Source organism: Bradyrhizobium sp. Kon69, assembly GCF_055807515.1.
Genome location: NZ_JBVVOS010000006.1, coordinates 31,892 through 52,069 on the forward strand (window position 1 = coordinate 31,892; position 20,178 = coordinate 52,069).

Consider the following 20,178-nt stretch of genomic DNA (forward strand, 5'->3'; position numbering starts at 1 on the left):
GGAATGCCGCTATGTCGGCTGAAGCCTTCGCGAATCCTCGGCATCGAGCGCTTCTCGGATTTCGCCGAGTTTCGCGCCAACGAGGTGCTCGGCCTCGGCATCAGCACGCCGCTCCGCCCGCGCGAATTCTCGCTGTCTCGCGCCATCCTGCCGCTCCAGGATGGGCTTTTCGTGCTCCAGCGCTCCTTTGCACGGCGGTTTGAGGCCGAGATCGGCACGGACAATGGTGTCGGCCTCGTTGTCCCCCTCGCGTTTCACTCCACCTCCAACGGCCGCGAGGTCGACAATTCAACGATTGCCATGATGCGCGGCAAAGCCCCCGTCGACGCCATCGAGCATCATCCCAACACTTACCTGATGCTGCGCTTCAACTCGGACATGCGTCATCGCGGCTGGACGGATTTCGACACGGGCCTCGCATATGTTCGCGCGCCGGACCAACCGATGGCGCGATTGCGCGCCGCTATCCTGGAGATGTTCTCGCTCGCCTCGGCGTGCAACGATCCCCGGCAATTCGAGGCGCTCAACCGACCCATCCAGGAGACGCTGCTCGCCTGCCTCGACAACGCCCTGGCGCCGGCAGGCGGGCTGACTGCGCGAGGCGGATCGTTCGCCAAGCACCGCAAGCTGATCGCGCGCCTCGACGAAATGGTCATGTGGTCCGGCAGCAAGGCACTTTACAGTGACGACCTCGCCTCTGCGCTCGGCGTATCGGTGCGTACGCTCCAGACCGCCGCTCACGCGGTGCACGGCGTGAGCCTGCACCACTATCTGCGCCTCAAGCGGCTGTGGTCTGCCCGCATCCAGCTCATGGTCGGAGGCGGCGGCATGAGCGTCAAGGCCTCGGCGCTCGGCAACGGCTTCTGGCATCTTGGTGAGTTCTCGCGCGGCTACAGATTGGCGTTCGGCGAGACGCCCTCCGAGACGCTGGCGCGGAGCCGACGTCCCTGAGCGCAGCCTTCGGTCTTTGAACGGCCGTGTGTCACGTTCAGCCGTGACCGGCTCCCTTGCGCTGGCCGCTATCGCCGAGGCGGTCGACCCAGGCGATGCCGATCGCAGAGATGATGAAGGTCAAGTGGATCAGCACCTGCCACATCACGCCGCTCTCGGTGAAATTGCTGCGCGTCGTGCCGAGATTGCCGGCCTCGATGAAGGTCCTGAGCAGAGAGATCGAGGAGATGCCGATGATCGCCATCGCAAGCTTGATCTTGAGCACGCTGGCATTGACGTGGCTCAGCCATTCCGGCTCGTCCGGATGACCGCTGAGGTTCAGGCGCGAGACGAAGGTCTCGTAACCGCCGACGATCACCATCACCAGCAGGTTCGAAATCATCACGACGTCGATCAGCCCGAGCACGACCAGCATGATCTGCTGTTCGCTGGCGTCGAACGAGTGCACGACCAGGTGCCAGAGCTCCTTCAGAAACAGCAGCACATAGACGGCCTGCGCGACGATCAGGCCGACATAAAGCGGCACCTGCAGCCAGCGCGAGCCAAAGATGAGTTGGGCAAACGCGCCGATTTGCGGCGCCGGCACGGAAACCGCCGAAGGTGCTTTGGGTTCGGACGTCATTGATCACTCCGGATGATGGACAGGCACGTTGCCTCAGAGACTCGCGATCACAGGCGCGAGCTCGAGCGACCCGCGATAGATCATCTCGAAGGCGACGTAAACGATGATGGCGAGGCCGACATAGCCGATCCAGCGTTGCTTCTGGAGCACGCGGCCGAGCAAATCGGCGGCGACGCCCATCAGCGCGACCGACAATAACAGGCCGAAGGCGAGGATGTAGGGATGCTCGCGCGCGGCGCCCGCGACCGCGAGCACGTTGTCGAGCGACATCGAGACGTCGGCGGCGACGATCTGCACGGCCGCCTGTCTGAAGGTCTTTCGGGAGGCAGGAGCAGCGCCGCTGCCGCCATGGCTGAACGCGAGCTCGTTCGCGTGCGCGGACTGCTCGCGCAGCTCCCGCCACATCTTCCAGCACACCCAGAGCAGCAGCACGCCGCCGGCGAGCAACAGCCCGATCACTTGCAGAAGCTGGGTCGCGACGCCAGCAAAGACGATGCGCAGGGCGGTGGCGGCGATGATGCCGACGACGATGGCGCGCCGGCGCTGCTCGGCCGGCAGGCCGGCTGCGGCAAGGCCGATGACGACGGCATTGTCGCCGGCGAGCACGAGGTCGATCAGGACGACCTGAAGCAGCGCGGTCAGCGCTTCGGTGGTGATGAATTCGGTCATGATTGGTCATTTTTCGGTGCGGCAGGATCGAGCCATTGCGGCTTCTTCCGCTCGACCCAATCCAGAACCTTGCCGCGCGAGGATCGCAGCGCGGGCACGTCTTCCGCGAGCAAAGCGAGGCCGAGCGGAAGCATCCAGATTCCGAGCACCGGCAGGAACGAGAGCACGCCGCCGACAATGAGCAGCGCGCCCGAGGGGATTCTCACCCAGCGGCTGGACGGCTTGAGCAGATAGGTGACGGTGTCACCCATGCGCGGCGGCAGGCGACGGACGAGCTTGTCCAGGCGCGGGTCGCCGCCGGCCATCTGGCCGGTAGCGCCCGCAGTCCCTGTTTTATCTTCGTCCGAAACTACGCTCATGCTTACTCCTCGGCGGCGATGCGTTGTTCGGCGCGCACTGCACCCGGCGTCACTTGCTTTGCGCGTGGCAGCACCAGCGTCAGCAGGCGCAATAGCTTGATCGCCTGCACTTCGTGGGGATGAACGTCCTCGTCCGCGGCCGCGACGCGCTCCGACAGTTCCATCAAATGAGCCGACAGCGGCAGGTCCGAAACCGGACGCAAATTGTCGATCACCACATTGGCGAAATCAGGCTCCTCAAGACGTTCGGCAAGCTCGTCGAACATGGCGTAGAGCCGGTCCTCCGATATGTGCGGTGCGAGCTTGCGATCGCGGATGAAACGGACGACCTCGTCGCGTTCGACCGGCGAAACTTGCCGGTCGGCAACCGCAACCAGCGCGCCGACGATCACCAGCGCCACCGCAGCCTGCTCGTTCAGGCTGGACGGCTCGGTGATCTCGATTTCGATCGGATTGGAATGCTTGGCGTCGGACATCGTTGCTCCCTTATCTTGCGAAATGACCGCACGGAGCTGCGATGGGGACGATTGGGTCGGAGAGACTCTCAAGAAGGCCCGACGATCGGCCGATCCATCGCATTCGCGCGGGACAGGTCATCCGACATCACGAGGTTTGCCGACAGCGTCGGCGTCCTCGCCAGAGGGGCCCGGATTCTTGTTCCTTCCACACATAAAGATGGGACTGTCGGAATCAAGGCGACGCGACTGCGACCAGCCGCCGCATCGGGTTCCCCGTGTTACCCCACCCGCTCGACAAGATGCGCCCGCGAGGGCGAGGGCTCGAATCTGTCGCCGAAATACTGCGTCTCGTGCGCCACGAGGCCGTCGCGGAATTCCATGATGCTCACCACGTAAGACGGCACCCCGTCATAGGTCAGCACGAATTCGCTCACCCAGAGATCGTTACCGCCGACGATGCGCCGAACCGTGAAGCGCTTCTTGTTCGGTTGCACGAACCGGCTTTGCTGGATGTTACTGCGACCACGGATGCGCTCGCCGGATTGCGGATAGTCGAGCACCGCGTCCTCGCGATAGATGTCGTGCTCGGCCTCGAAATCGTTCGCGTCCGAAGCGTCCCAATGCCGCTGGAGCGCGGCCAGCTTGCCCTGATCATCCATCGTGATCTCCCGTTGTCCCGACTGCGTTCTCGTTACGCCATTTCAGATTGGCGCGCAGGCAGCCGCTGACAAGGCTTGCTCGCAACCTCTAACAACGACTAACGAGCCAAAAACCCCATCCGGATGCAAGGATGATGGCAGAACCGCGCAGCCAGATCGGGAACACGCAATGGCAAATCTGCTTTCGGTCAATGTCGGCCTGCCGCGCGACGTCGCCTGGCAGGGTCGGACCGTTCACACCGGCATCTGGAAGGCGCAGGTCACAGGCCCGCGCAGGGTGCGCCGGCTCAACATCGACGGCGACGGCCAGGGCGATACGGCCGGTCATGGCGGCGAACATCGTGCCGTATTCGTCTATCAGGACGAATCCTATCGATACTGGCAGGAGCATCTCGGTCGATCGAACCTCGTTCATGGCCAGTTCGGCGAGAACTTTACGGTCGAGGGCCTCGCCGACGCCGGCGTGTGCATCGGGGACCGCTACAGGATCGGTTCCGCGCTGTTCGAAGTGACCCAGCCCCGCGTCACCTGCTACCGGCTCGGCATTCGCATGGACGAGCCGGACATGGCGGCGCTGCTGGTCAGGCACGGCCGGCCCGGGTTCTATTTCCGTGTGATCGAGGAGGGCGACGTCGAAGCCGGTGACGAGATCAATCAGGTCGCCGCCGGGCCCGAGCGCATGAGCGTGTTCGAGATCAATGCGCTGCTTTACCTGCCGCCTCATCCGCGCGAACGCCTTGAGCGCGCGCTGCGGATTCCGGCGCTGAGCCGCGGCTGGCAGCGTTCCTTCGAGGCGCTGCTCGAGCAGAAGGACGACAAGACAGCGGGAAACGCCGGGCTTGGACCGGCGGCGAGCCCAGCTCCCGCCTGGCGCGGATTCCGCTCCTTTCGCGTGGCGCGCAAGATCGCGGAAAGCGGCAACGTGACGTCGCTGATCCTCGAACCCGCCGATGGACGTCCGGTGGCGGCCGCCCTGCCCGGTCAATTCGTCGTCATCAGGCTCGAACCTTCCGCTGCGCAGGCGATGACGCGCAGCTATTCGCTCTCGAGCGGCGCCGATGCCGCGTCCTATCGCATCAGCATCAAGCGCGAAGCGCACGGCGCCGCCAGCCGCTACATCGCCGACGAGCTGGTGGACGGCGCTGCCGTGCAGCTCGGTGCGCCACGCGGCAGTTTCACGCTCCGGCAAGATGCGCGCCCCGTCGTCCTGTTGAGCGCCGGCATCGGCGCCACCCCGGTGCTCGCGATGCTCCACGCCCTCGCCACGGAAGCGACGACTCGCGACGTGTGGTGGCTGCACGGCACCCGCAACGGCCGCGAGCATCCGTTCGCCGCCGAGGCGCGCGGGCTATTGGCGGGGCTCCCTCACCATCACAGCCACGTCTGCTTCAGCGTGCCTGATCTGGCCGATCGTCCCGGAGTCGATTTCGACACCGCCGGACATCTGGACCGGCGCTTGCTCGAACAGCTCAATGTACCACGTGACGGTGATTTCTATCTCTGCGGCCCTGCCGCCTTCATGAGCGATCTCACCGCCGGCCTCGCTGCGTTGGGCGTCCCGCCCGATCGCATCCACACCGAGCTGTTCGGCAGCAAGCCATCCCTGACACCGGGCATCGCCGCTTCGCCTCCGACGCGCGCGCACTCGCCAGCCGGCGCTCCTGGCTCCGGCCCGATGGTTTCGTTCGCCCGCAGCGGCCTCAACGTGTGCTGGGGACCGGCCTACGCCAGCCTGCTGGAGCTGGCCGAGGCGTGCGACGTTCCCGTGCGCTGGTCGTGCCGGACCGGCGTCTGCCACAATTGCGAGAGCGGGTTGATCGCGGGGACGGTCGACTATGCGCCGGATCCGCTCGATCCGCCGGCGGACGGCAATGTCCTGATCTGCTGCTCACGGCCCCGAAACGACGTCGTGATTGATCTGTAAAACCGGGAGAGCGTAATGCGACCTGACATGATGCCGGGAGTAACCTTCCCGGATTACGAACTCAGCGACCACACCGGCAAGCACCGGAAGCTCTCCGAACTGCAGGCGGGCGATCCGATGGTGCTCGTGCTCGGCCGCGGTGGATTTTGTCCGAAGGATCGCCGCCAGGCCGAAGGCTTGCTGCAGCTCCATCGCGAGATGGAGGTGGGCTATTGCCGGATGGTCACGATCACGACCGACAACATCACCGAGACCAGCGAATATCGCAGCGGCGTCGGAGCGCACTGGCCCTTCCTCTCGGATTCGCGGCGCCTCGTTCAGAAAGATCTCGACATCGCCGAATACACCGATCCCGTCCACAATCCGATGATTCCGCACGTGATCGTGCTCGAGCCCGGCCTCGTCATTCACAAGATCTATAACGGTTACTGGTTCTTCGGCCGTCCAACCGTCGAAGAGCTCCGCCAGGACCTCAGGGCAGTCGGCATGAAGTGCCGGCCGGATTGGGACATCACGGCGCCCGGCCTCAGGGCCCTGTGGGACCAGGGCCGCAAGGAGCATTTTCATCCCTACGGCAAGGCTTACGTCGAAACTCTTGGCGAACGGGATTAGAACCACATTCCGACATCGTCCGCTCGGGCGAATGCCGGCTTGGAATGTGGATGATCCAGATGAAGACCAAACCCGCTCCCCGTGCCGACCGCATGGGCGCGCGCCAGATCTACGAAGCCCTGAGAGATCAGATCATGGCGCGGGTGTTCGGGATCGACGGCTTGCTGCCGTCCTCCCGCGCGCTGGCCGGCGAGATGGGCGTGGCACGCTCGACCGTCACGATCGCCTACGAACAGCTCGCCGCCGAGGGCTTCATCGAGACACGCCATGGCGCGCGGCCGCGGGTGGCTCGCGCCGTCGTCGAGCGGGGACACACGCGCGTAGCATCGCGGCCGCCGGCGCGGAAGGTGCGGCTGTCGGCCTTCGGGGACCGGCTGCTTCAAGACCCGCCGCGCTGGACCGAGCCGCCACGCGGGCTGGTCGCGAATTTCCGCTATGGCGAGCTCGCGCCGTCGGATTTCCCGGTACTGGCCTGGAAGAAGGCCGTGACTGCCGCGATGGCGCGCAAACCCGAGCGGCTGGCCTATGACGATCCCTGCGGCGCGCTGCGGCTGCGGACCGCGCTCCAAGGCTATCTCTGGCGGTCGCGCAGCGTCCGCTGCGAGGTCGATCAGATCGTCGTCGTCAACGGCTCGCAGCAGGGCCTCGACATCTGCGCGCGCCTGCTGCTCGACGCCGGCGACCACTTCGTGATGGAAGATCCCGGCTACCAGATGGCGCGGCATACTTTCGCGGCGACGGGCGCCGAGACGATCCCGATCCCCGTCGACGCGGACGGATTGGAGACAGCGCGGCTCGATGGCGTCGAAGCCCGCCTCACCTATGTCACGCCCTCGCACCAATATCCGCTCGGCGGCGTCATGCCGATCGGACGCCGGCACCAATTGCTCGCCTGGGCCAGGGCAAACGACGCCTACGTGATCGAGGACGATTACGACAGCGAGTATCGCTACGACACCAGGCCGATCCCGCCGCTGCACGCGCTGGCAGGCGGCGGCAATGTGATCTATCTCGGCACCGTCTCCAAGACGCTCTCCCCGACCTTGCGGATCGGCTATCTGGTGGTGCCCGCCGCCCTGCGATCCCTGTTCGCCGCCGCCAAGCAGATCATGGACCGGCACACGCCGCTGATCGAACAGGACGCTTTCGCGTCGATGCTGGAAAGCGGCGCCTATGACGGCCACATCAGGCGCGTGCGCCGGCGCAACGCCGAGCGCCAGCGGGCGCTGCTCGACGCGCTTCGCCGCCGGTTCGGGGATCGCGTCCGGATCGAGGGGACGGCCGCCGGCCTGCACATCGTGGCGTGGTTCGACGACCTGCCGCAGAAGCGAGAGGACGCGTTGATCAAGGCGGCTCATGCCAAGGGCGTCGGCATCTATCCCGTCTCGGCCCTGTTCGTCGGACCTCGCCGACCGCGGAAGACAGTTGGCCTCGTCATGGGCTATTCGGCACTGGAGGTGGCACAGATCGAGCGCGGCTGCAGGCTTCTCGCACAGGCGGTCGCCGAACTGGACTGATAAAATATGCGATAACTGGCAGTTTCTTATAGGCCAGATTCCGGCTATCTCCAGACCCACACCGGAGATAGACCATGTACATCCCTCCCGCCTTCAAGGACGACATCGAGAGCATCCGGGCGACTATTCACGGCGCCCGCCTCGCCAGTCTGGTCACGGCCACCAGCGAAGGCCCGGTCGCTACGCCGCTGCCGCTCTTTCTCGACGAGAGTGAAGGCGAGCATGGTGTGCTGTACGGACATGTGGCCAAAGCCAACCCGCAATGGAAACTGCCGCCGATCGGAGATGCACTGGCGATCTTCAGCGGTCCCGACGCCTATGTGACGCCGTCCTGGTACGCGACCAAGCAGGAAACCGAAAAGGTCGTGCCGACCTGGAATTACGTCGCGGTGCATGCCTACGGCCCCGTCGAGTTCTTCCAGGACCCCGAGCGCCTGCTCGAGGCCGTGACGCGGCTCACCAACAGGCACGAAGGATCGCGTGCCAAGCCTTGGGCCGTTACGGATGCCCCTGCGGATTTCATCGCCGCGCAGCTGCGCGGAATCGTCGGCGTGCGCATTCCCGTCATGCGGTTCGAAGGCAAGCGCAAGATGAGCCAGAACCGTCCCGAGGCCGACCGGGTCGGCGTCGCACAAGGTCTCGCAGCTAGCGAGAACGCGGGTGATCGCGAGGTTGCGCCGTTAATTCCGGTTCCGGTGTAGTGGACCTTGGTTCCTGACACTCGCCGTCGGGAACCATCGTCCTGTCAGGCTCGTTGATACATTTCAGCAAGCATCTCCTGACAGGATTCCCATGTGTCGCTGGATCGCATATCGGGGCGAGACCACGTCCTTCGAGCCCTACGTCACCGAGCCCGAGCATTCGCTGATTGCACAGAGCATCCGCTCGCTCCAGTCGACCGCCGGCTCGAATGGCGACGGCTTTGGTCTCGGCTGGTACGGCGAGCATCCGGAGCCTGGTCTTTATCGTGAAACACGCCCGGCCTGGTCGGACGAGAATCTCCGCTACCTCTGCCGCCATCTGCGCTCGCATCTGTTCTTCGCCCATGTGCGCGCCGCCACCGGCACGGCGGTGACACGGCAGAACTGCCATCCCTTTGCCTGCGGCCAGTGGATGTTCATGCACAATGGCTTCGTCGGCAGCTGGAATCGCCTGCGGCGCAAGGTCGAGGCGCTGATCCCCGACGCCTACTACCCCTCGCGGACAGGCACGACCGATTCGGAAGCCGTGTTTCTCGCCATGATGGGCGCGGGACTCGATGCCGATCCGCTCGGCGCAACCCATCGCGTGCTGCGAGCCCTCGTCGGCCTCGTCAACGAAGGCGAGCTTCGTGAGCGGCTCCGCTTCACCAGCGCCATCGCCAACGGCCGGGATCTCTACGCCTTCCGGGTCGCCGTCAACGATGCCGCCAACACGCTGTATTTCCGCGAGGCCGGCGGCCAGGTCATCGTGGTGTCCGAGCCGTTCGACAAGGAAACGGATTGGACGGAAGTGCCCCCGAATCACGCGCTGGTCGCACGTGCGTCCGAAAGCGCGAAAATTGTTCCGTTCGACCTTGCAATTTCCGGTGGGGCTGACGCGGAACCCGCCCCTGCCAGAAGGATTATCGCCCGCAGGTAAATACCTTGGCCGGGTGGCACAATGACATTTGCATCAGACGTTTTAAAACTGCTGCGGCTCGATTCCTCGGAAGACAAGCAGCACCTCGTCATTCGCTCCGCCGGCGGACGCGGCAAGGCCGCGGAATATTCGTTCGGCATCGAGGAGGAATACTTCCTCGCCGATCGGCGCAGCCTTGAGGTAGCGATCCAGACCCCGAATGAGCTTTTCGAATCTGCGAACTGGTCCACCGGCGGCCAGGCGATGCGGGAGATGTTGCAGTCGCAGCTCGAGATCGCCACCAACGTTCATGTCGACGTCGCCGACGCGCGCGAAGAGCTTCGCTTCCTGCGTCGCGAAGTCGCAAACGTCGCGGCACAATATGGCTTCGTGATCATGGCCTGCGGCACACATCCGACCGCGGTCTGGCGCATGTCGCAGCCGAGCCCGAAGCCGCGCTACGAGGAGATGATCGAGGATCTGCGCAGCATCGGCCACCGCAACCTGATGTGCGGCATGCATGTCCACGTCCAGCTGCCCGATCCCGAAAAGCGCATGGCGGTGATGCGAGCGATGCTGCCGCATCTGCCGTTGTTCATCGCCCTGTCGGCCTCCTCCCCGTTCTGGAATTCACACAAGACCGGGCTGAAGGGCTATCGGCTCGCCGCCTATTCCGAGCTGCCGCGCACCGGCCTGCCAGAATTGTTCGAGAGCCGGCAGGACTACGACGAATATGTCGGCGCATTGCAGCGCTCGGGCGTGATCCCCGATGAAAGCCACATCTGGTGGGCCATGCGCCCCTCCATGAAGCACCCGACCCTCGAGCTGCGTGCGCCCGATACCTGCACCTTCGTCGACGACGCCGTTGCCATCGCCTCGCTCTATCGCTGCCTGACCCGCTATCTCTACCTGCGGCCTCACCTATCGAAAGAGGTCACCGCGGTCGAACGCGCGATCGCGGTGGAGAACAAATGGCGCGCCCAGCGTTACGGCACCGATTGCATCTTTGCCTCCAAGGACGGGCCGGTCGAGATCTCCGAGCTGCTCTCCCGCGTGATCGAGGACATCGCCGAAGACGCCGCCGCACTGAACTGCGCCGCCGAGGTCGAACACTGTCGTACCATCGTCGAACGTGGCAGCTCGGCTGAATTCCAGCTTCGTGCCTTCCGCGACAATGCGGAAGACATCGCCGCCGTGTCGCGCTGGATCGCAGACGCGACGATCGCGGGCACGAGCGCCCCGGCCGCAGGCGTCGCTGCCACCTCATAGCGCCCGCGCAAGCTTCGGGAGCAACGATGTTGCTCCTGAATCCGGAAGGTCGCGGAGAGAACCATGAATCGCGTCAAATGTTGCGCCGGCTGTGGCCATGGCCTCATTCCGATGCTCTCGGCCAAAGGGCGCGCGGAGCTCAGCTGCCTGTGGTGCGAGCTCATCGAGGCGCGTGCAGTGGACATGGCGAAGTGGGCGGACAGCCCGTACGGCAAGCCCGAACGGACCGTCCGTCGATCTTTCGAATGAACGGCTTCAGACGCCCGGCCGCCGGTAGCTACTGATCGGCGCGGCTGCACGTCCGCGCCAGAATGCCGACAAATTAGACAAGACACGTTTCGTCGCCAGGCTTGCGGACTGGGCGAACCCGGCCATGCAGGCTGGCGAAGCGTGTCATCTAACCTCAGGTGCAACCTCGATTTTTCCTCGCGTGGCGGCGAGTCGCCAAGCCTTGCATGCCGCACAGCACTTCGACTGGCCCAAAATTCGCAAGGCAGCATCAGGCCTGATCCCTGCTCTCCCGATTGGAGCAGCAAGATGTGTGCGCCGAGAGACCGGGTGAGCGGTCTAGAATCGGAGAATGCCATGAACGTGCATGCAGCCAGCGATCTCAAAATCACCGGCCTCACCCGCCCGGACGGCGTCCCCCTTCGCCTCAACGCTCAGGATTTCGTGGCGATCGACCGCGACCGGAATGCGAAGTTCGAGGCAACGTACCGGCCGCAAGCCCTCTACAATCGCGCCAATGAGGGCTTTCACGCCAACAACGAAACCTTCCTGCTGCACGAAGTCGCGACCAATCTGCCGATCTATCTGCCCGACACCGGTCCCACAGATTTCCATCTTCATCTGCCGCCGGGCGGCTTTCAGCTCGTGCTGGTCACCTCGGGCGCGTTCACCTTCGACTATGACGGGCGCTTCTACAATGTCGGCCCCGGCGCGGTGATGCTGCAAAGCGCGATCGTGCATCGCCAGCTGTTCTATACCTGGTCGGGATTGTCGACCGAAGAGAATTTGAAGACGCCACAGACGGTGGCGCCGGATCCAATTTCCATGGGCTATTCCGGCAAATTCCTCGAAGCCTTCATCACCGATCCGACGACGTTTCCAAACCCGACCATTGTCGGCCCGGATCAGATCAACGAAGACGAGACGCCACGGGTGGCATGGAGCCACCCTCTGCATGATCGCCCTGCGGACGCAGGCTTTTGGCTCCAGGACCCGCTCGCGCTGGATGCGCTGTTCAAACCGCTCACCGACAGCCCGGTCAAATCATCCATGCCGGTCTATGTGCGCGACATCGGCATTGAAGTCCCGAGCGGTCACCTCGTCGCCGGCCACATCATCGCAACCGATCCGCGCGGCCAATCGCTCTTGCCCAAGAGCACGGCGGCAGCGGCGGACACCACATGTTTCGCCAAGGGCGAGGTCGTGATCTACCGCGTCATCCGCGGCACGGCCGAATTCAGGAACAAGACTGGTGAGACCTTTGAGCTCGCGGCCGGCGATGTGGTGACGGCGGGCAAGAACGCCACAAGTCTCGTCGGCGTGGGTGAGAACACGCAGGTCCTTCGGCTCGGCCTCCTCAAAGGCATGAACGACCTCCGCAGCTGGACGCCGACGCAACGCGACGAGATCGACGGCCTCGCCGGTCAGATCATCACACAGAAGGACATCCGTCCCCTGCGCACCGAGGGCAAGCCCGTCGGGTATCTCTACGACTGAGCGGAGTTACTCCGCCGCCTGGCGGACGTGGCGGGCGGTCGGGGTGCGCATGGTGACGAGCTCTTCGGACGCGGTCGGATGCAGCGCGATCGTCGCATCGAAATCGGCCTTGGTCGCCTTCATCTTCACCGCAATCGCGACCGCCTGCGTGATCTCGGCCGCGGCGTCGCCGACGATGTGACAGCCGAGCACGCGATCGGTTGAACCGTCGACGACGAGCTTCATCAGCACGCGGGTATCGCGGCCCGACATCGTCGCCTTGATGGGGCGGAACGTGGTCTTGTAAATGTCGACATGGCTGAATTGCGCGCGGGCCTCGGTCTCGGTGAGGCCGACGGTGCCGACCTCCGGCTGCGAGAACACGGCAGTCGGGATGTTGGCGTGATCCACCTGCACCTCGCGCTTGCCAAACACGGTGTCGGCGAACGCATGGCCCTCGCGGATCGCGACCGGCGTCAGATTGAAGCGATGGGTGACGTCGCCGATTGCATAGATGCTGTCGACCGAACTCTTCGAGAAATGGTCGACGGCGATGCCGCCGTTCCGCGGGTTGATGGCGACGCCGGCCTTCTCCAGGCCGAGATTGGCGACCGCGGGATGGCGGCCGATCGCGAACATCACCTGGTCGGAGGCGAGGCTCGATCCGTTCGACAGATGCGTGGTGAATTCCTCGCCGTGCCGATCGACCTTCGTCACCGTGCAGCCGGTGAGAATGGTGATGCCCTGCTTCTCCATCTCGGCGCGGACGTGGGCGCGAACATCCTCGTCGAACCCGCGAAGAATGTTGTCGCCGCGATAGATGACTGTGACGTCGGAGCCGAAGCCGGCGAAGATGCCGGCAAACTCCAGCGCGATGTAGCCGCCGCCCTGGATCACGATCCGCTTCGGCAGCTTGGTCAGGTGAAACGCCTCGTTGGAGGAGATCACGTGCTCGATGCCGGGAATCGGAGCGCCGTGATTGGGCGCGCCGCCGGTGGCGATCAAAATGTATTTTGCGGTGATCTTCCTGTCGTTCTCGAGCAGGCGGACCGTGTGCTTGTCCTCGATCACCGCGCGGCTCTTGACGATCTGCGCGCCCGACTTCTCGACATTGGCGGTGTAAGCCGCCTCCAGACGTGCGATCTCCTTGTCCTTGTTGGCGATCAGCGTCGGCCAGTCGAAGGTCGCAGGCGGAACGGTCCAGCCAAAACCGGCGGCGTCCTCGATCTCATGACGGAAATGCGAGCCGATGACGAACAGCTTCTTCGGCACGCAGCCGCGGATCACGCAGGTCCCGCCCATGCGGTACTCTTCCGCGATCATCACGCGGGAGCCGTAGCCGGCCGCGATGCGGGCGGCACGCACGCCGCCCGAACCGCCACCGATGACAAAGAGGTCGACGTCGAATTCAGCCATTGTCCACTCCGACCTCTTTCAGAACATGATCTGGATTCTGATCAGATAGGAACTGTCAGATCTCCTTGCCACGCTTGCGCATCTCGGCCCGGAAGTTGCCCATTACGGTCTCGGAGAAGTTCTGGGCCCAGGAGTTCATGAAGGCCATGCTCAGCCCGATGGCGCGGGGCTCGGCCTCGATCAGCTTCTTTCCCAGCGGCGATTTGTAGAAGGTGACGAGATCCTTCAGCTCCTGCTCGGTGAACTCGCTGGCATAGACCTGCGCCATGCCCTCGCCGATTTCGTTCTCGCGGCCCTTGAGCTGCTGGGCGACGACCTGGGCGACCTCGGTGAGGTCCTTCTGATAATTCAGGTTCTGCTGGATCAGCGCGATCTTGGTCTTCTCGACCAGGCCGGGCACGGCGTTCGCGTACATCGCACTGGCGTTCTTGATTGCCAGGATCTCCTTGGCGGCCGCGATGGCCGCCGGCGTCGATTTCTGCCCGGCGGCCTGCTGAGCCACGGCCGGGGCGACCGAGAGGGCCAGTCCCACAGCGAGGGTCGCGACCGGCAACAATTTCAAAACGCTCTTCATTCCTAGTCTCCTTTCGGCTTTCGCCGTTCAATCACGCGAATTCCCTCGCCACCCGCCAAAACAGCCGAGCTGGCCAAGCCGATGAACAAACCATGCTCGACGACGCCGGGGATCGCGCTCAACGCCGTGGCGAGGCGCGCGGGATCCTCAATTTTTTCGAGCTGGGCATCGACGATCCAGTGGCCGCCATCGGTGACGAAAACGTGGCCGTCCTTGCCGTTGCGGACCGCCATCTGCCCGGAAACGCCGCATTCCGCAAACGCCTTCTCGATCGCGCGCCGCGTTGCGCCGAGCCCGAACGGGATGACCTCGACCGGCAGCGGAAAGCGGCCGAGTGTCGGCACCCATTTAGTGTCGTCGGCAATCACGATCATGCGATCCGAGGCGGCCGCCACGATCTTCTCGCGCAACAGCGCGCCGCCGCCGCCCTTGATCAGATTGAGTTCGGGGTCGATCTCGTCGGCGCCGTCGACAGTGATGTCGAGATGGTCGATCTCATCCAGAGTGGTCAGCGGCACGCCGCATCGCAGCGCATCGAGGCGCGTCGCCTCGGAGGTCGGCACGCCGATCACTTTCAGTCCGGCGCGGACCCGCTCGCCGAGCAGCTCGACGAAATGTTTGGCGGTCGAGCCGGTCCCAAGCCCGAGTTGCATGCCGTCTCGGACGTCCTCGAGGGCGCGCGCCGCAGCCTGCCGCTTCAACTGGTCCATATTCACGTTTGCGCCGTCCCTGAATTACGAGTGTGCTGCCCGATAGGCTCGCGGCGGCCTGTGTAGCCTCGTTTTCCCTCGGAGAACAGGGTCTGGGGGAACGGGCCTCCGGGTCCACCTTATAAGGTGATCTTATGGCTTCGGCCCTTGCGCGGGCGGGGCCGGGCCGGTAGCGCTGGGCCATGATCCCCTCCCACACCATCGTCTTCGATCTCGACGGCACGCTTGTGGATACGGCGCCCGACCTGATCACCGCGCTCAATTACGTGCTCGACCGCGAAGGGCTGCCGCCCGTGCCGATGGCCTCGGCCCGCAACATGATCGGCGCCGGCGCCCGCAAGCTGATCGAGCGGGGGCTGGAGGCCGAGGGCCGCAGCGTCACGGTTGCCGACATGGACCGGATGACGGCCGATTTCATCGCCTATTACGCCGACAATATCGCCGTCGAATCCCGGCCGTTCGAGGGGCTGGAGGCCGCGCTCGACCATTTTGCGGCCCAGGGCCATCGTCTCGCCGTCTGCACCAACAAGCTGGAATGGCTGTCGAAGCGCCTGCTGGACCAGCTCGACCTGAGCCGGCGCTTCGCCGCGATCTGCGGCGCCGACACATTTGGCGTGCAGAAGCCCGATCCGACCATTTTCCGGGAAACGGTGGCGCGGGCCGGCGGCGAGGTCAAAGCCAGCATCATGGTCGGCGATGCCGGACCCGATGTCGGCGTGGCCCGGCGCGCCGGAGTTCCCGTGATAGGCGTCAGCTTCGGCTATACGGACGTGCCGATTGCCGAGCTGAAGCCGGACCGGCTGATCCATCACATGCGCGACCTGCCGGCCGCAGCCCACAGCCTGATGACTGCGCAGGAAGCTCTCAAGTAGCTGAGATAGTTTGGTTATTCCGCAGAATCCCGCGTTAACCATCTACTAACTATGCGCGGGCCGCCGGTTGCTCGCTCGGAACGACGCTCCTAAGTTTGTCTAGGGATGTGGCGGTTCGCCGCACTAGGTGGATGTCATGCGTCGTGTCATCTCGTTTGCATTAGCTGGAGTAAGCGTCATCGGGGCAACGAGCCTTGCTGGCTGCTCCTCGATGTCTTCGGTGTCCTGGGACATGTTCAAATCGGCCCCGCCGACCGTCCAGGTCCGACTCGAATCCAATCCTCCGGGTGCTGACGCCACGACCTCACTAGGTGGAGGCTGCAAGACCCCCTGCTCCGTGTCGGTTCCCGCCCCCGACGCCCCCTTCACGGTCGCTTTCGCGCTGCCGAAATACCAGCCGGCGAGCGTGCCGGTGAACGTCATCAGGAATCCCGGCGACTTCACGACCCCCGCCTCGGTCACCACCGACCCCAACCCGGTTTTCGCGGAGCTCCAGCCGGCCATTCCGCAAAAACCGGTCCGCAAGCCGCACCGGCCGAAGAAGCCGAAACCGGAGGCGCCCGCCGCTGCCCCGGCGGCTGCTGCCGCACCGGCCGCGGGCTCGCCGTTCCCCGATCCGAACACGGGCAAGCGCTGACCTCCGTCATCCCCCCAATTGTCTCTGACGCCACCGATGCTTAGATTGCGTTCAGGGCGCAGCTGAAGCAAAGCTGTTCCAGTCGCCGCAAGTGACAAGGCATTTGGTATGAACGGACTTTCCGCGAGCCCCCGCGCCGCGCTGTCGAGCGCGATGACCGATCCGTTCGGACGGACCATCTCGTATTTGCGCGTCTCCGTTACCGACCGCTGCGATCTTCGCTGCTTCTACTGCATGTCGGAAGACATGACGTTCCTGCCCAAGGCGGACCTGCTGACGCTGGAGGAACTCGACCGGCTCTGCTCGGCCTTCATCGCCAAGGGCGTGAAGAAGCTGCGGCTCACCGGCGGCGAACCGCTGGTCCGCCGCAACGTGATGACGCTGGTGCGCTCGCTGTCGCGGCATCTCAAGAGCGGCGCGTTGAGCGAGCTGACGCTGACCACCAACGGCACCCAGCTTGCGAAATACGCAAGCGAGCTCGCCGATTGCGGCGTCCGCCGCATCAACGTCTCGCTCGACACGCTCGACCCGCAGAAGTTTCGCGAGATCACCCGGTGGGGCGAGATCGACAAGGTGCTGGAAGGCATCGAGGCGGCACGCGCTGCAGGCCTCGCGGTCAAGATCAATGCCGTGGCGCTGAAGAATCTCAACGAGGACGAACTTCCCGACCTGATGCGCTGGGCCCACGGCAAGGGCATGGGGCTGACGCTGATCGAGGTCATGCCGATGGGCGAGATCGGATCGGGACGGATCGACCAATATCTGCCGCTGTCGTTGGTGCGCGCGCGCCTCGCCCAGCAGTTCACGCTGACGGATCTGGCCGAGAGCACCGGCGGGCCGGCGCGCTATGTCAGCGTCGCCGAGACCGGCGGCAAGCTCGGCTTCATCACCCCGATGACCCATAATTTCTGCGAATCCTGCAATCGCGTGCGCGTCACCTGCACGGGAACGCTGCACACCTGCCTCGGCCACGAGGATGCCTCCGATTTGCGCAAACCTCTGCGTGCATCGGACGACGATTCGCTGCTTGCGGATGCGATCGATCGCGCCATTGGGCTGAAGCCCAAGGGCCACGATTTCATCATCGACCGCCGCCACGACCGCCCCAGCGTCAGCAGGCACATGAGCGTCACCGGCGGCTAGCATCGGCTGCCCGGCCGCGGCTTATTCCCCTTAACTATCAACAAACTTCCGATTGACTGGCGGCAAACTCGCTGGTTTGGTGCGGCTGCCTCATGCCTGCGCGGCGAGACAAGCCAACGCGCCACTCGGCGCAGTCAAGACGGCCGGGGCAAATCGGGGAGGACCAATCTTGCAAGCGCTCCTGAAGCTGAGCAATGGAATTGACGCGTTCACACGTTGGACCGGCAAGCGTTTGGCTTGGCTGATCCTGGTCGCCGTCGTCATCTCGGCGGTCAATGCGATCATTCGAAAGACGTTGGACACGTCCTCCAACTCGTGGCTCGAGCTGCAATGGGTGCTTTTCAGCATCGTGTTCCTGCTGTGCGCGTCCTGGACGCTGCTCGATAACGAGCACATCCGGATCGACATCTTCAACAGCATGATGCCGAAGCGAGCTCGCAACATCATCGACATCATCGGGCACATCTTCTTCCTGATCCCGCTGACCGTTGTCATGATCGTCACCGGGGTACCGTTCTTCCTGCGCTCACTCCAGATCAACGAGCAATCCGGCAATGCGGGCGGCCTGCCGCAATGGCCGGCCAAGTCGCTCATCATGATCGGCTTTGCGCTCCTGCTTGTTCAAGGCATCTCCGAGCTGATCAAGCGGATCGCCATCATGCGTGGCATGATTCCGGATCCCCACGAGTCGCAGATTTCGGCGCTGGAGGCCGAAGTCGAGCATCTCGTTGAAGCGATCGAACAGAAGTGATCGCCAAGCGGCATCGTAGGGGGATTCAATGACCGCGTTTATCGTCGCCAATATGGCGCCAATCATGTTCGCGACGCTGGTGATCGTGCTGCTGCTCGGCTATCCGGCGGCATTTTCGCTCGGCGCCGTCGGCCTGTTCTTCGCCATCATCGGCGTTCAGCTCGGGCAATTTCACCCGGACTTTCTCCAGGCTCTGCCCGAGCGCGTCTACGGCGTGATGAACAACGACACGCTGCTCGCCATTCCCTTCTTCACCTTCATGGGCTTGGTGCTCGAGCGCTCCGGCATGGCGGAGGATCTGCTCGACACCATCGGCCAGTTGTTCGGCACCATCCGCGGCGGCCTCGCCTACGCGGTGGTTTTCGTCGGCGCCCTGCTTGCGGCGACCACCGGCGTCGTCGCGGCCTCGGTGATCTCGATGGGCCTGATCTCGCTCCCGATCATGCTGCGCTACGGCTACGATCGCCGCGTGGCGACCGGCATCATCGCGGCCTCCGGCACGCTGGCGCAGATCATTCCGCCCTCACTCGTCCTGATCGTGATGGCCGACCAGCTCGGCAAGTCGGTCGGCGACATGTACGAGGGCGCGTTCATTCCGGGCCTGGTGCTCGCCGGTCTCTATGCGGGTTACGCGTTCCTCGTGACCATGATTTTCCCGAAGGCAGCGCCGGGTCTTCCCAAGGAGGCCATCGGTTTCCGCGAGGAGAGCGGCGACCGCGGCCTGAAGTCGCTCGGCGTGCTGTTCCTGGCGAGCTGCGTGTTCGGCTGGTTCATGATGCGGAATTCGGAGACACACGGCGCCGACTTCGTCGTGCTCAGCATGTTCTTCGGGATCCTCTTCGCGTTCTTCGTCGCCATCGCGAACTGGATCCTCGACAAGCTGACGGGCTACCGCTTCCTCTCGAAGATGGCGCAACAGACCACCTTCGTCATGGTGCCGCCGCTGTTCCTGATCTTCCTGGTGCTGGGCACGATCTTCATCGGCGTCGCGACCCCCACCGAAGGCGGCGCCATGGGCGCAGCCGGCGCCCTCATTCTCGGAGCCGCGAAGCGGCGGCTGACCTGGGACCTGATCCGTCAAGCTACCGAGTCGACGGCGAAGCTGTCCGCGTTCGTCGTCTTCATCCTGGTCGGCGCGCGCGTGTTCTCGCTCACCTTCTACGGCGTCAGCGGCCATGTCTGGGTCGAGCACCTGCTGACCTCCCTGCCCGGCGGCCAGATCGGCTTCCTGATCTTCGTCAACACCTTCGTGTTCGTGCTGGCGTTCTTCCTCGACTTCTTCGAGCTTGCCTTCATCGTGATCCCGCTGCTCGGGCCTGCGGCCGAGCATCTCGGCATCGACCTGATCTGGTTCGGCGTCATCCTCGGCGTCAACATGCAGACGTCGTTCATGCATCCGCCGTTCGGATTTGCGCTGTTCTATTTGCGCTCGGTGGCGCCAAAGGAACGTTATACCGATCGCGTCACCGGCAAGCGCATGGAGCCGGTCACGACGGGACAGATCTATTGGGGTGCGGTGCCGTTCGTCGTGATTCAGATGATCATGGTGCTGCTCGTGATCATGTTCCCGTCGATGGTGATGCACTACAAGGGCGTACAGTCCACCGTCGATCCCAACAGCATCAAGATCGACATTCCCCAGATCGATCTGCCGCCGCTCGACTTCGGCCAGCCGAAGCAATAGCGCCCGGCCCGCCTGCAAAAAAGAACCCGGAGCTTTTGCTCCGGGTTT

General features: G+C 64.1%; 22 protein-coding genes. 14 read left to right on the plus strand and 8 right to left on the minus strand.

Annotated elements, in window-relative coordinates:
* Positions 1–3 precede the first annotated feature (3 nt).
* Entirely contained in the window at positions 4–951 is a 948-nt protein-coding gene (locus AC0L3U_RS10000; RefSeq protein ID WP_473361624.1) for a helix-turn-helix domain-containing protein, read from the plus strand.
* A 37-nt stretch (positions 952–988) separates the two neighbouring features.
* Here AC0L3U_RS10000 and AC0L3U_RS10005 read toward each other — a convergent pair whose 3' ends face one another.
* From AC0L3U_RS10005 to AC0L3U_RS10025, 5 genes are all read right to left on the minus strand, one after another.
* Positions 989–1,573, minus strand: coding sequence for a TIGR00645 family protein (locus tag AC0L3U_RS10005; RefSeq protein ID WP_027517271.1), 585 nt, complete (start codon positions 1,571–1,573; stop codon positions 989–991).
* Between the two features lie 33 nt (positions 1,574–1,606).
* Positions 1,607–2,242, minus strand: coding sequence for a TerC family protein (locus tag AC0L3U_RS10010; RefSeq protein WP_007592545.1), 636 nt, complete (start codon positions 2,240–2,242; stop codon positions 1,607–1,609).
* The gene (locus tag AC0L3U_RS10015; RefSeq protein ID WP_027569423.1) at positions 2,239–2,601 is read right to left on the minus strand and encodes a hypothetical protein; all 363 of its coding nucleotides are present in this window, start codon (positions 2,599–2,601) and stop codon (positions 2,239–2,241) included. The genes AC0L3U_RS10010 and AC0L3U_RS10015 overlap by 4 nt, the downstream gene beginning before the upstream one ends.
* Before the next feature lie 2 nt (positions 2,602–2,603).
* Positions 2,604–3,077, minus strand: a complete 474-nt coding sequence (locus AC0L3U_RS10020; protein ID WP_473361625.1) for a tellurite resistance TerB family protein — start codon at positions 3,075–3,077, stop codon at positions 2,604–2,606.
* A 260-nt stretch (positions 3,078–3,337) separates the two neighbouring features.
* Positions 3,338–3,718, minus strand: a complete 381-nt coding sequence (locus AC0L3U_RS10025) for a nuclear transport factor 2 family protein (protein WP_354161149.1) — start codon at positions 3,716–3,718, stop codon at positions 3,338–3,340.
* A 169-nt stretch (positions 3,719–3,887) separates the two neighbouring features.
* Between AC0L3U_RS10025 and AC0L3U_RS10030 the strand changes: the two genes are divergently transcribed.
* From AC0L3U_RS10030 to AC0L3U_RS10065, 8 genes are all read left to right on the plus strand, one after another.
* Entirely contained in the window at positions 3,888–5,642 is a 1,755-nt protein-coding gene (locus tag AC0L3U_RS10030) for an MOSC domain-containing protein (protein WP_473361626.1), read from the plus strand.
* 15 nt (positions 5,643–5,657) lie between these two features.
* The gene (locus tag AC0L3U_RS10035; protein ID WP_473361627.1) at positions 5,658–6,254 is read left to right on the plus strand and encodes a redoxin domain-containing protein; all 597 of its coding nucleotides are present in this window, start codon (positions 5,658–5,660) and stop codon (positions 6,252–6,254) included.
* Between the two features lie 50 nt (positions 6,255–6,304).
* Positions 6,305–7,771, plus strand: coding sequence for a MocR-like pyridoxine biosynthesis transcription factor PdxR (gene pdxR, locus AC0L3U_RS10040; RefSeq protein WP_473361628.1), 1,467 nt, complete (start codon positions 6,305–6,307; stop codon positions 7,769–7,771).
* Positions 7,772–7,845: 74 nt separating this feature from the next.
* Positions 7,846–8,472: an FMN-binding negative transcriptional regulator gene (locus AC0L3U_RS10045; protein ID WP_473361629.1), complete on the plus strand. Its 627-nt coding sequence runs from the start codon at positions 7,846–7,848 to the stop codon at positions 8,470–8,472.
* Between the two features lie 91 nt (positions 8,473–8,563).
* Positions 8,564–9,391 carry a class II glutamine amidotransferase gene (locus AC0L3U_RS10050; RefSeq protein WP_473361630.1) on the plus strand — a complete coding sequence of 276 codons (828 nt, stop codon included), beginning with the start codon at positions 8,564–8,566 and terminating at the stop codon, positions 9,389–9,391.
* Positions 9,392–9,412: 21 nt separating this feature from the next.
* Positions 9,413–10,639 (plus strand): carboxylate-amine ligase, encoded by a 1,227-nt coding sequence (locus AC0L3U_RS10055; protein WP_473361631.1) that lies wholly within the window; start codon positions 9,413–9,415, stop codon positions 10,637–10,639.
* A 63-nt stretch (positions 10,640–10,702) separates the two neighbouring features.
* Positions 10,703–10,888 (plus strand): hypothetical protein, encoded by a 186-nt coding sequence (locus AC0L3U_RS10060; protein WP_106943635.1) that lies wholly within the window; start codon positions 10,703–10,705, stop codon positions 10,886–10,888.
* A gap of 336 nt (positions 10,889–11,224) precedes the next feature.
* On the plus strand, positions 11,225–12,364 hold the full coding sequence (locus tag AC0L3U_RS10065; protein ID WP_473361632.1) for a hypothetical protein: 1,140 nt from the start codon (positions 11,225–11,227) through the stop codon (positions 12,362–12,364).
* Positions 12,365–12,370: 6 nt separating this feature from the next.
* On the opposite strand, the gene gor is transcribed toward AC0L3U_RS10065, so the two are convergent.
* The 3 genes from gor to rpiA are packed head-to-tail and all read right to left on the minus strand — an operon-like array spanning position 12,371 to position 15,049.
* Positions 12,371–13,759: a glutathione-disulfide reductase gene (gene gor / locus AC0L3U_RS10070; RefSeq protein WP_473361633.1), complete on the minus strand. Its 1,389-nt coding sequence runs from the start codon at positions 13,757–13,759 to the stop codon at positions 12,371–12,373.
* A gap of 55 nt (positions 13,760–13,814) precedes the next feature.
* Positions 13,815–14,333, minus strand: a complete 519-nt coding sequence (locus AC0L3U_RS10075) for a DUF2059 domain-containing protein (RefSeq protein WP_473361634.1) — start codon at positions 14,331–14,333, stop codon at positions 13,815–13,817.
* A gap of 2 nt (positions 14,334–14,335) precedes the next feature.
* Positions 14,336–15,049, minus strand: a complete 714-nt coding sequence (gene rpiA, locus AC0L3U_RS10080) for a ribose-5-phosphate isomerase RpiA (RefSeq protein WP_473361635.1) — start codon at positions 15,047–15,049, stop codon at positions 14,336–14,338.
* A gap of 176 nt (positions 15,050–15,225) precedes the next feature.
* Between rpiA and AC0L3U_RS10085 the strand changes: the two genes are divergently transcribed.
* The 5 genes from AC0L3U_RS10085 (at position 15,226) to AC0L3U_RS10105 (ending at position 20,130) form a co-directional block, all read left to right on the plus strand.
* Complete coding sequence (locus AC0L3U_RS10085; RefSeq protein ID WP_473361636.1) at positions 15,226–15,915, plus strand: HAD-IA family hydrolase; 690 nt, start codon at positions 15,226–15,228, stop codon at positions 15,913–15,915.
* A 136-nt stretch (positions 15,916–16,051) separates the two neighbouring features.
* The gene (locus tag AC0L3U_RS10090) at positions 16,052–16,552 is read left to right on the plus strand and encodes a hypothetical protein (protein WP_473361637.1); all 501 of its coding nucleotides are present in this window, start codon (positions 16,052–16,054) and stop codon (positions 16,550–16,552) included.
* A 108-nt stretch (positions 16,553–16,660) separates the two neighbouring features.
* Positions 16,661–17,695 (plus strand): GTP 3',8-cyclase MoaA, encoded by a 1,035-nt coding sequence (gene moaA / locus AC0L3U_RS10095; protein ID WP_219682533.1) that lies wholly within the window; start codon positions 16,661–16,663, stop codon positions 17,693–17,695.
* Between the two features lie 169 nt (positions 17,696–17,864).
* Positions 17,865–18,446: a TRAP transporter small permease subunit gene (locus AC0L3U_RS10100; RefSeq protein ID WP_473361638.1), complete on the plus strand. Its 582-nt coding sequence runs from the start codon at positions 17,865–17,867 to the stop codon at positions 18,444–18,446.
* Positions 18,447–18,474: 28 nt separating this feature from the next.
* Positions 18,475–20,130, plus strand: a complete 1,656-nt coding sequence (locus AC0L3U_RS10105; RefSeq protein ID WP_473361639.1) for a TRAP transporter large permease — start codon at positions 18,475–18,477, stop codon at positions 20,128–20,130.
* The last annotated feature ends 48 nt before the right edge of the window (positions 20,131–20,178 follow it).

Coding starts and splice junctions, on each gene's coding strand:
- AC0L3U_RS10000 (WP_473361624.1), top strand. CDS start 4: ATGCCGCTATGTCGGCTGAAGCCTTCGCGAATCCTCGGCATCGAGCGC.
- AC0L3U_RS10005 (WP_027517271.1), bottom strand. CDS start 1,573: ATGACGTCCGAACCCAAAGCACCTTCGGCGGTTTCCGTGCCGGCGCCG.
- AC0L3U_RS10010 (WP_007592545.1), bottom strand. CDS start 2,242: ATGACCGAATTCATCACCACCGAAGCGCTGACCGCGCTGCTTCAGGTC.
- AC0L3U_RS10015 (WP_027569423.1), bottom strand. CDS start 2,601: ATGAGCGTAGTTTCGGACGAAGATAAAACAGGGACTGCGGGCGCTACC.
- AC0L3U_RS10020 (WP_473361625.1), bottom strand. CDS start 3,077: ATGTCCGACGCCAAGCATTCCAATCCGATCGAAATCGAGATCACCGAG.
- AC0L3U_RS10025 (WP_354161149.1), bottom strand. CDS start 3,718: ATGGATGATCAGGGCAAGCTGGCCGCGCTCCAGCGGCATTGGGACGCT.
- AC0L3U_RS10030 (WP_473361626.1), top strand. CDS start 3,888: ATGGCAAATCTGCTTTCGGTCAATGTCGGCCTGCCGCGCGACGTCGCC.
- AC0L3U_RS10035 (WP_473361627.1), top strand. CDS start 5,658: ATGCGACCTGACATGATGCCGGGAGTAACCTTCCCGGATTACGAACTC.
- pdxR (WP_473361628.1), top strand. CDS start 6,305: ATGATCCAGATGAAGACCAAACCCGCTCCCCGTGCCGACCGCATGGGC.
- AC0L3U_RS10045 (WP_473361629.1), top strand. CDS start 7,846: ATGTACATCCCTCCCGCCTTCAAGGACGACATCGAGAGCATCCGGGCG.
- AC0L3U_RS10050 (WP_473361630.1), top strand. CDS start 8,564: ATGTGTCGCTGGATCGCATATCGGGGCGAGACCACGTCCTTCGAGCCC.
- AC0L3U_RS10055 (WP_473361631.1), top strand. CDS start 9,413: ATGACATTTGCATCAGACGTTTTAAAACTGCTGCGGCTCGATTCCTCG.
- AC0L3U_RS10060 (WP_106943635.1), top strand. CDS start 10,703: ATGAATCGCGTCAAATGTTGCGCCGGCTGTGGCCATGGCCTCATTCCG.
- AC0L3U_RS10065 (WP_473361632.1), top strand. CDS start 11,225: ATGAACGTGCATGCAGCCAGCGATCTCAAAATCACCGGCCTCACCCGC.
- gor (WP_473361633.1), bottom strand. CDS start 13,759: ATGGCTGAATTCGACGTCGACCTCTTTGTCATCGGTGGCGGTTCGGGC.
- AC0L3U_RS10075 (WP_473361634.1), bottom strand. CDS start 14,333: ATGAAGAGCGTTTTGAAATTGTTGCCGGTCGCGACCCTCGCTGTGGGA.
- AC0L3U_RS10085 (WP_473361636.1), top strand. CDS start 15,226: ATGATCCCCTCCCACACCATCGTCTTCGATCTCGACGGCACGCTTGTG.
- AC0L3U_RS10090 (WP_473361637.1), top strand. CDS start 16,052: ATGCGTCGTGTCATCTCGTTTGCATTAGCTGGAGTAAGCGTCATCGGG.
- moaA (WP_219682533.1), top strand. CDS start 16,661: ATGAACGGACTTTCCGCGAGCCCCCGCGCCGCGCTGTCGAGCGCGATG.
- AC0L3U_RS10105 (WP_473361639.1), top strand. CDS start 18,475: ATGACCGCGTTTATCGTCGCCAATATGGCGCCAATCATGTTCGCGACG.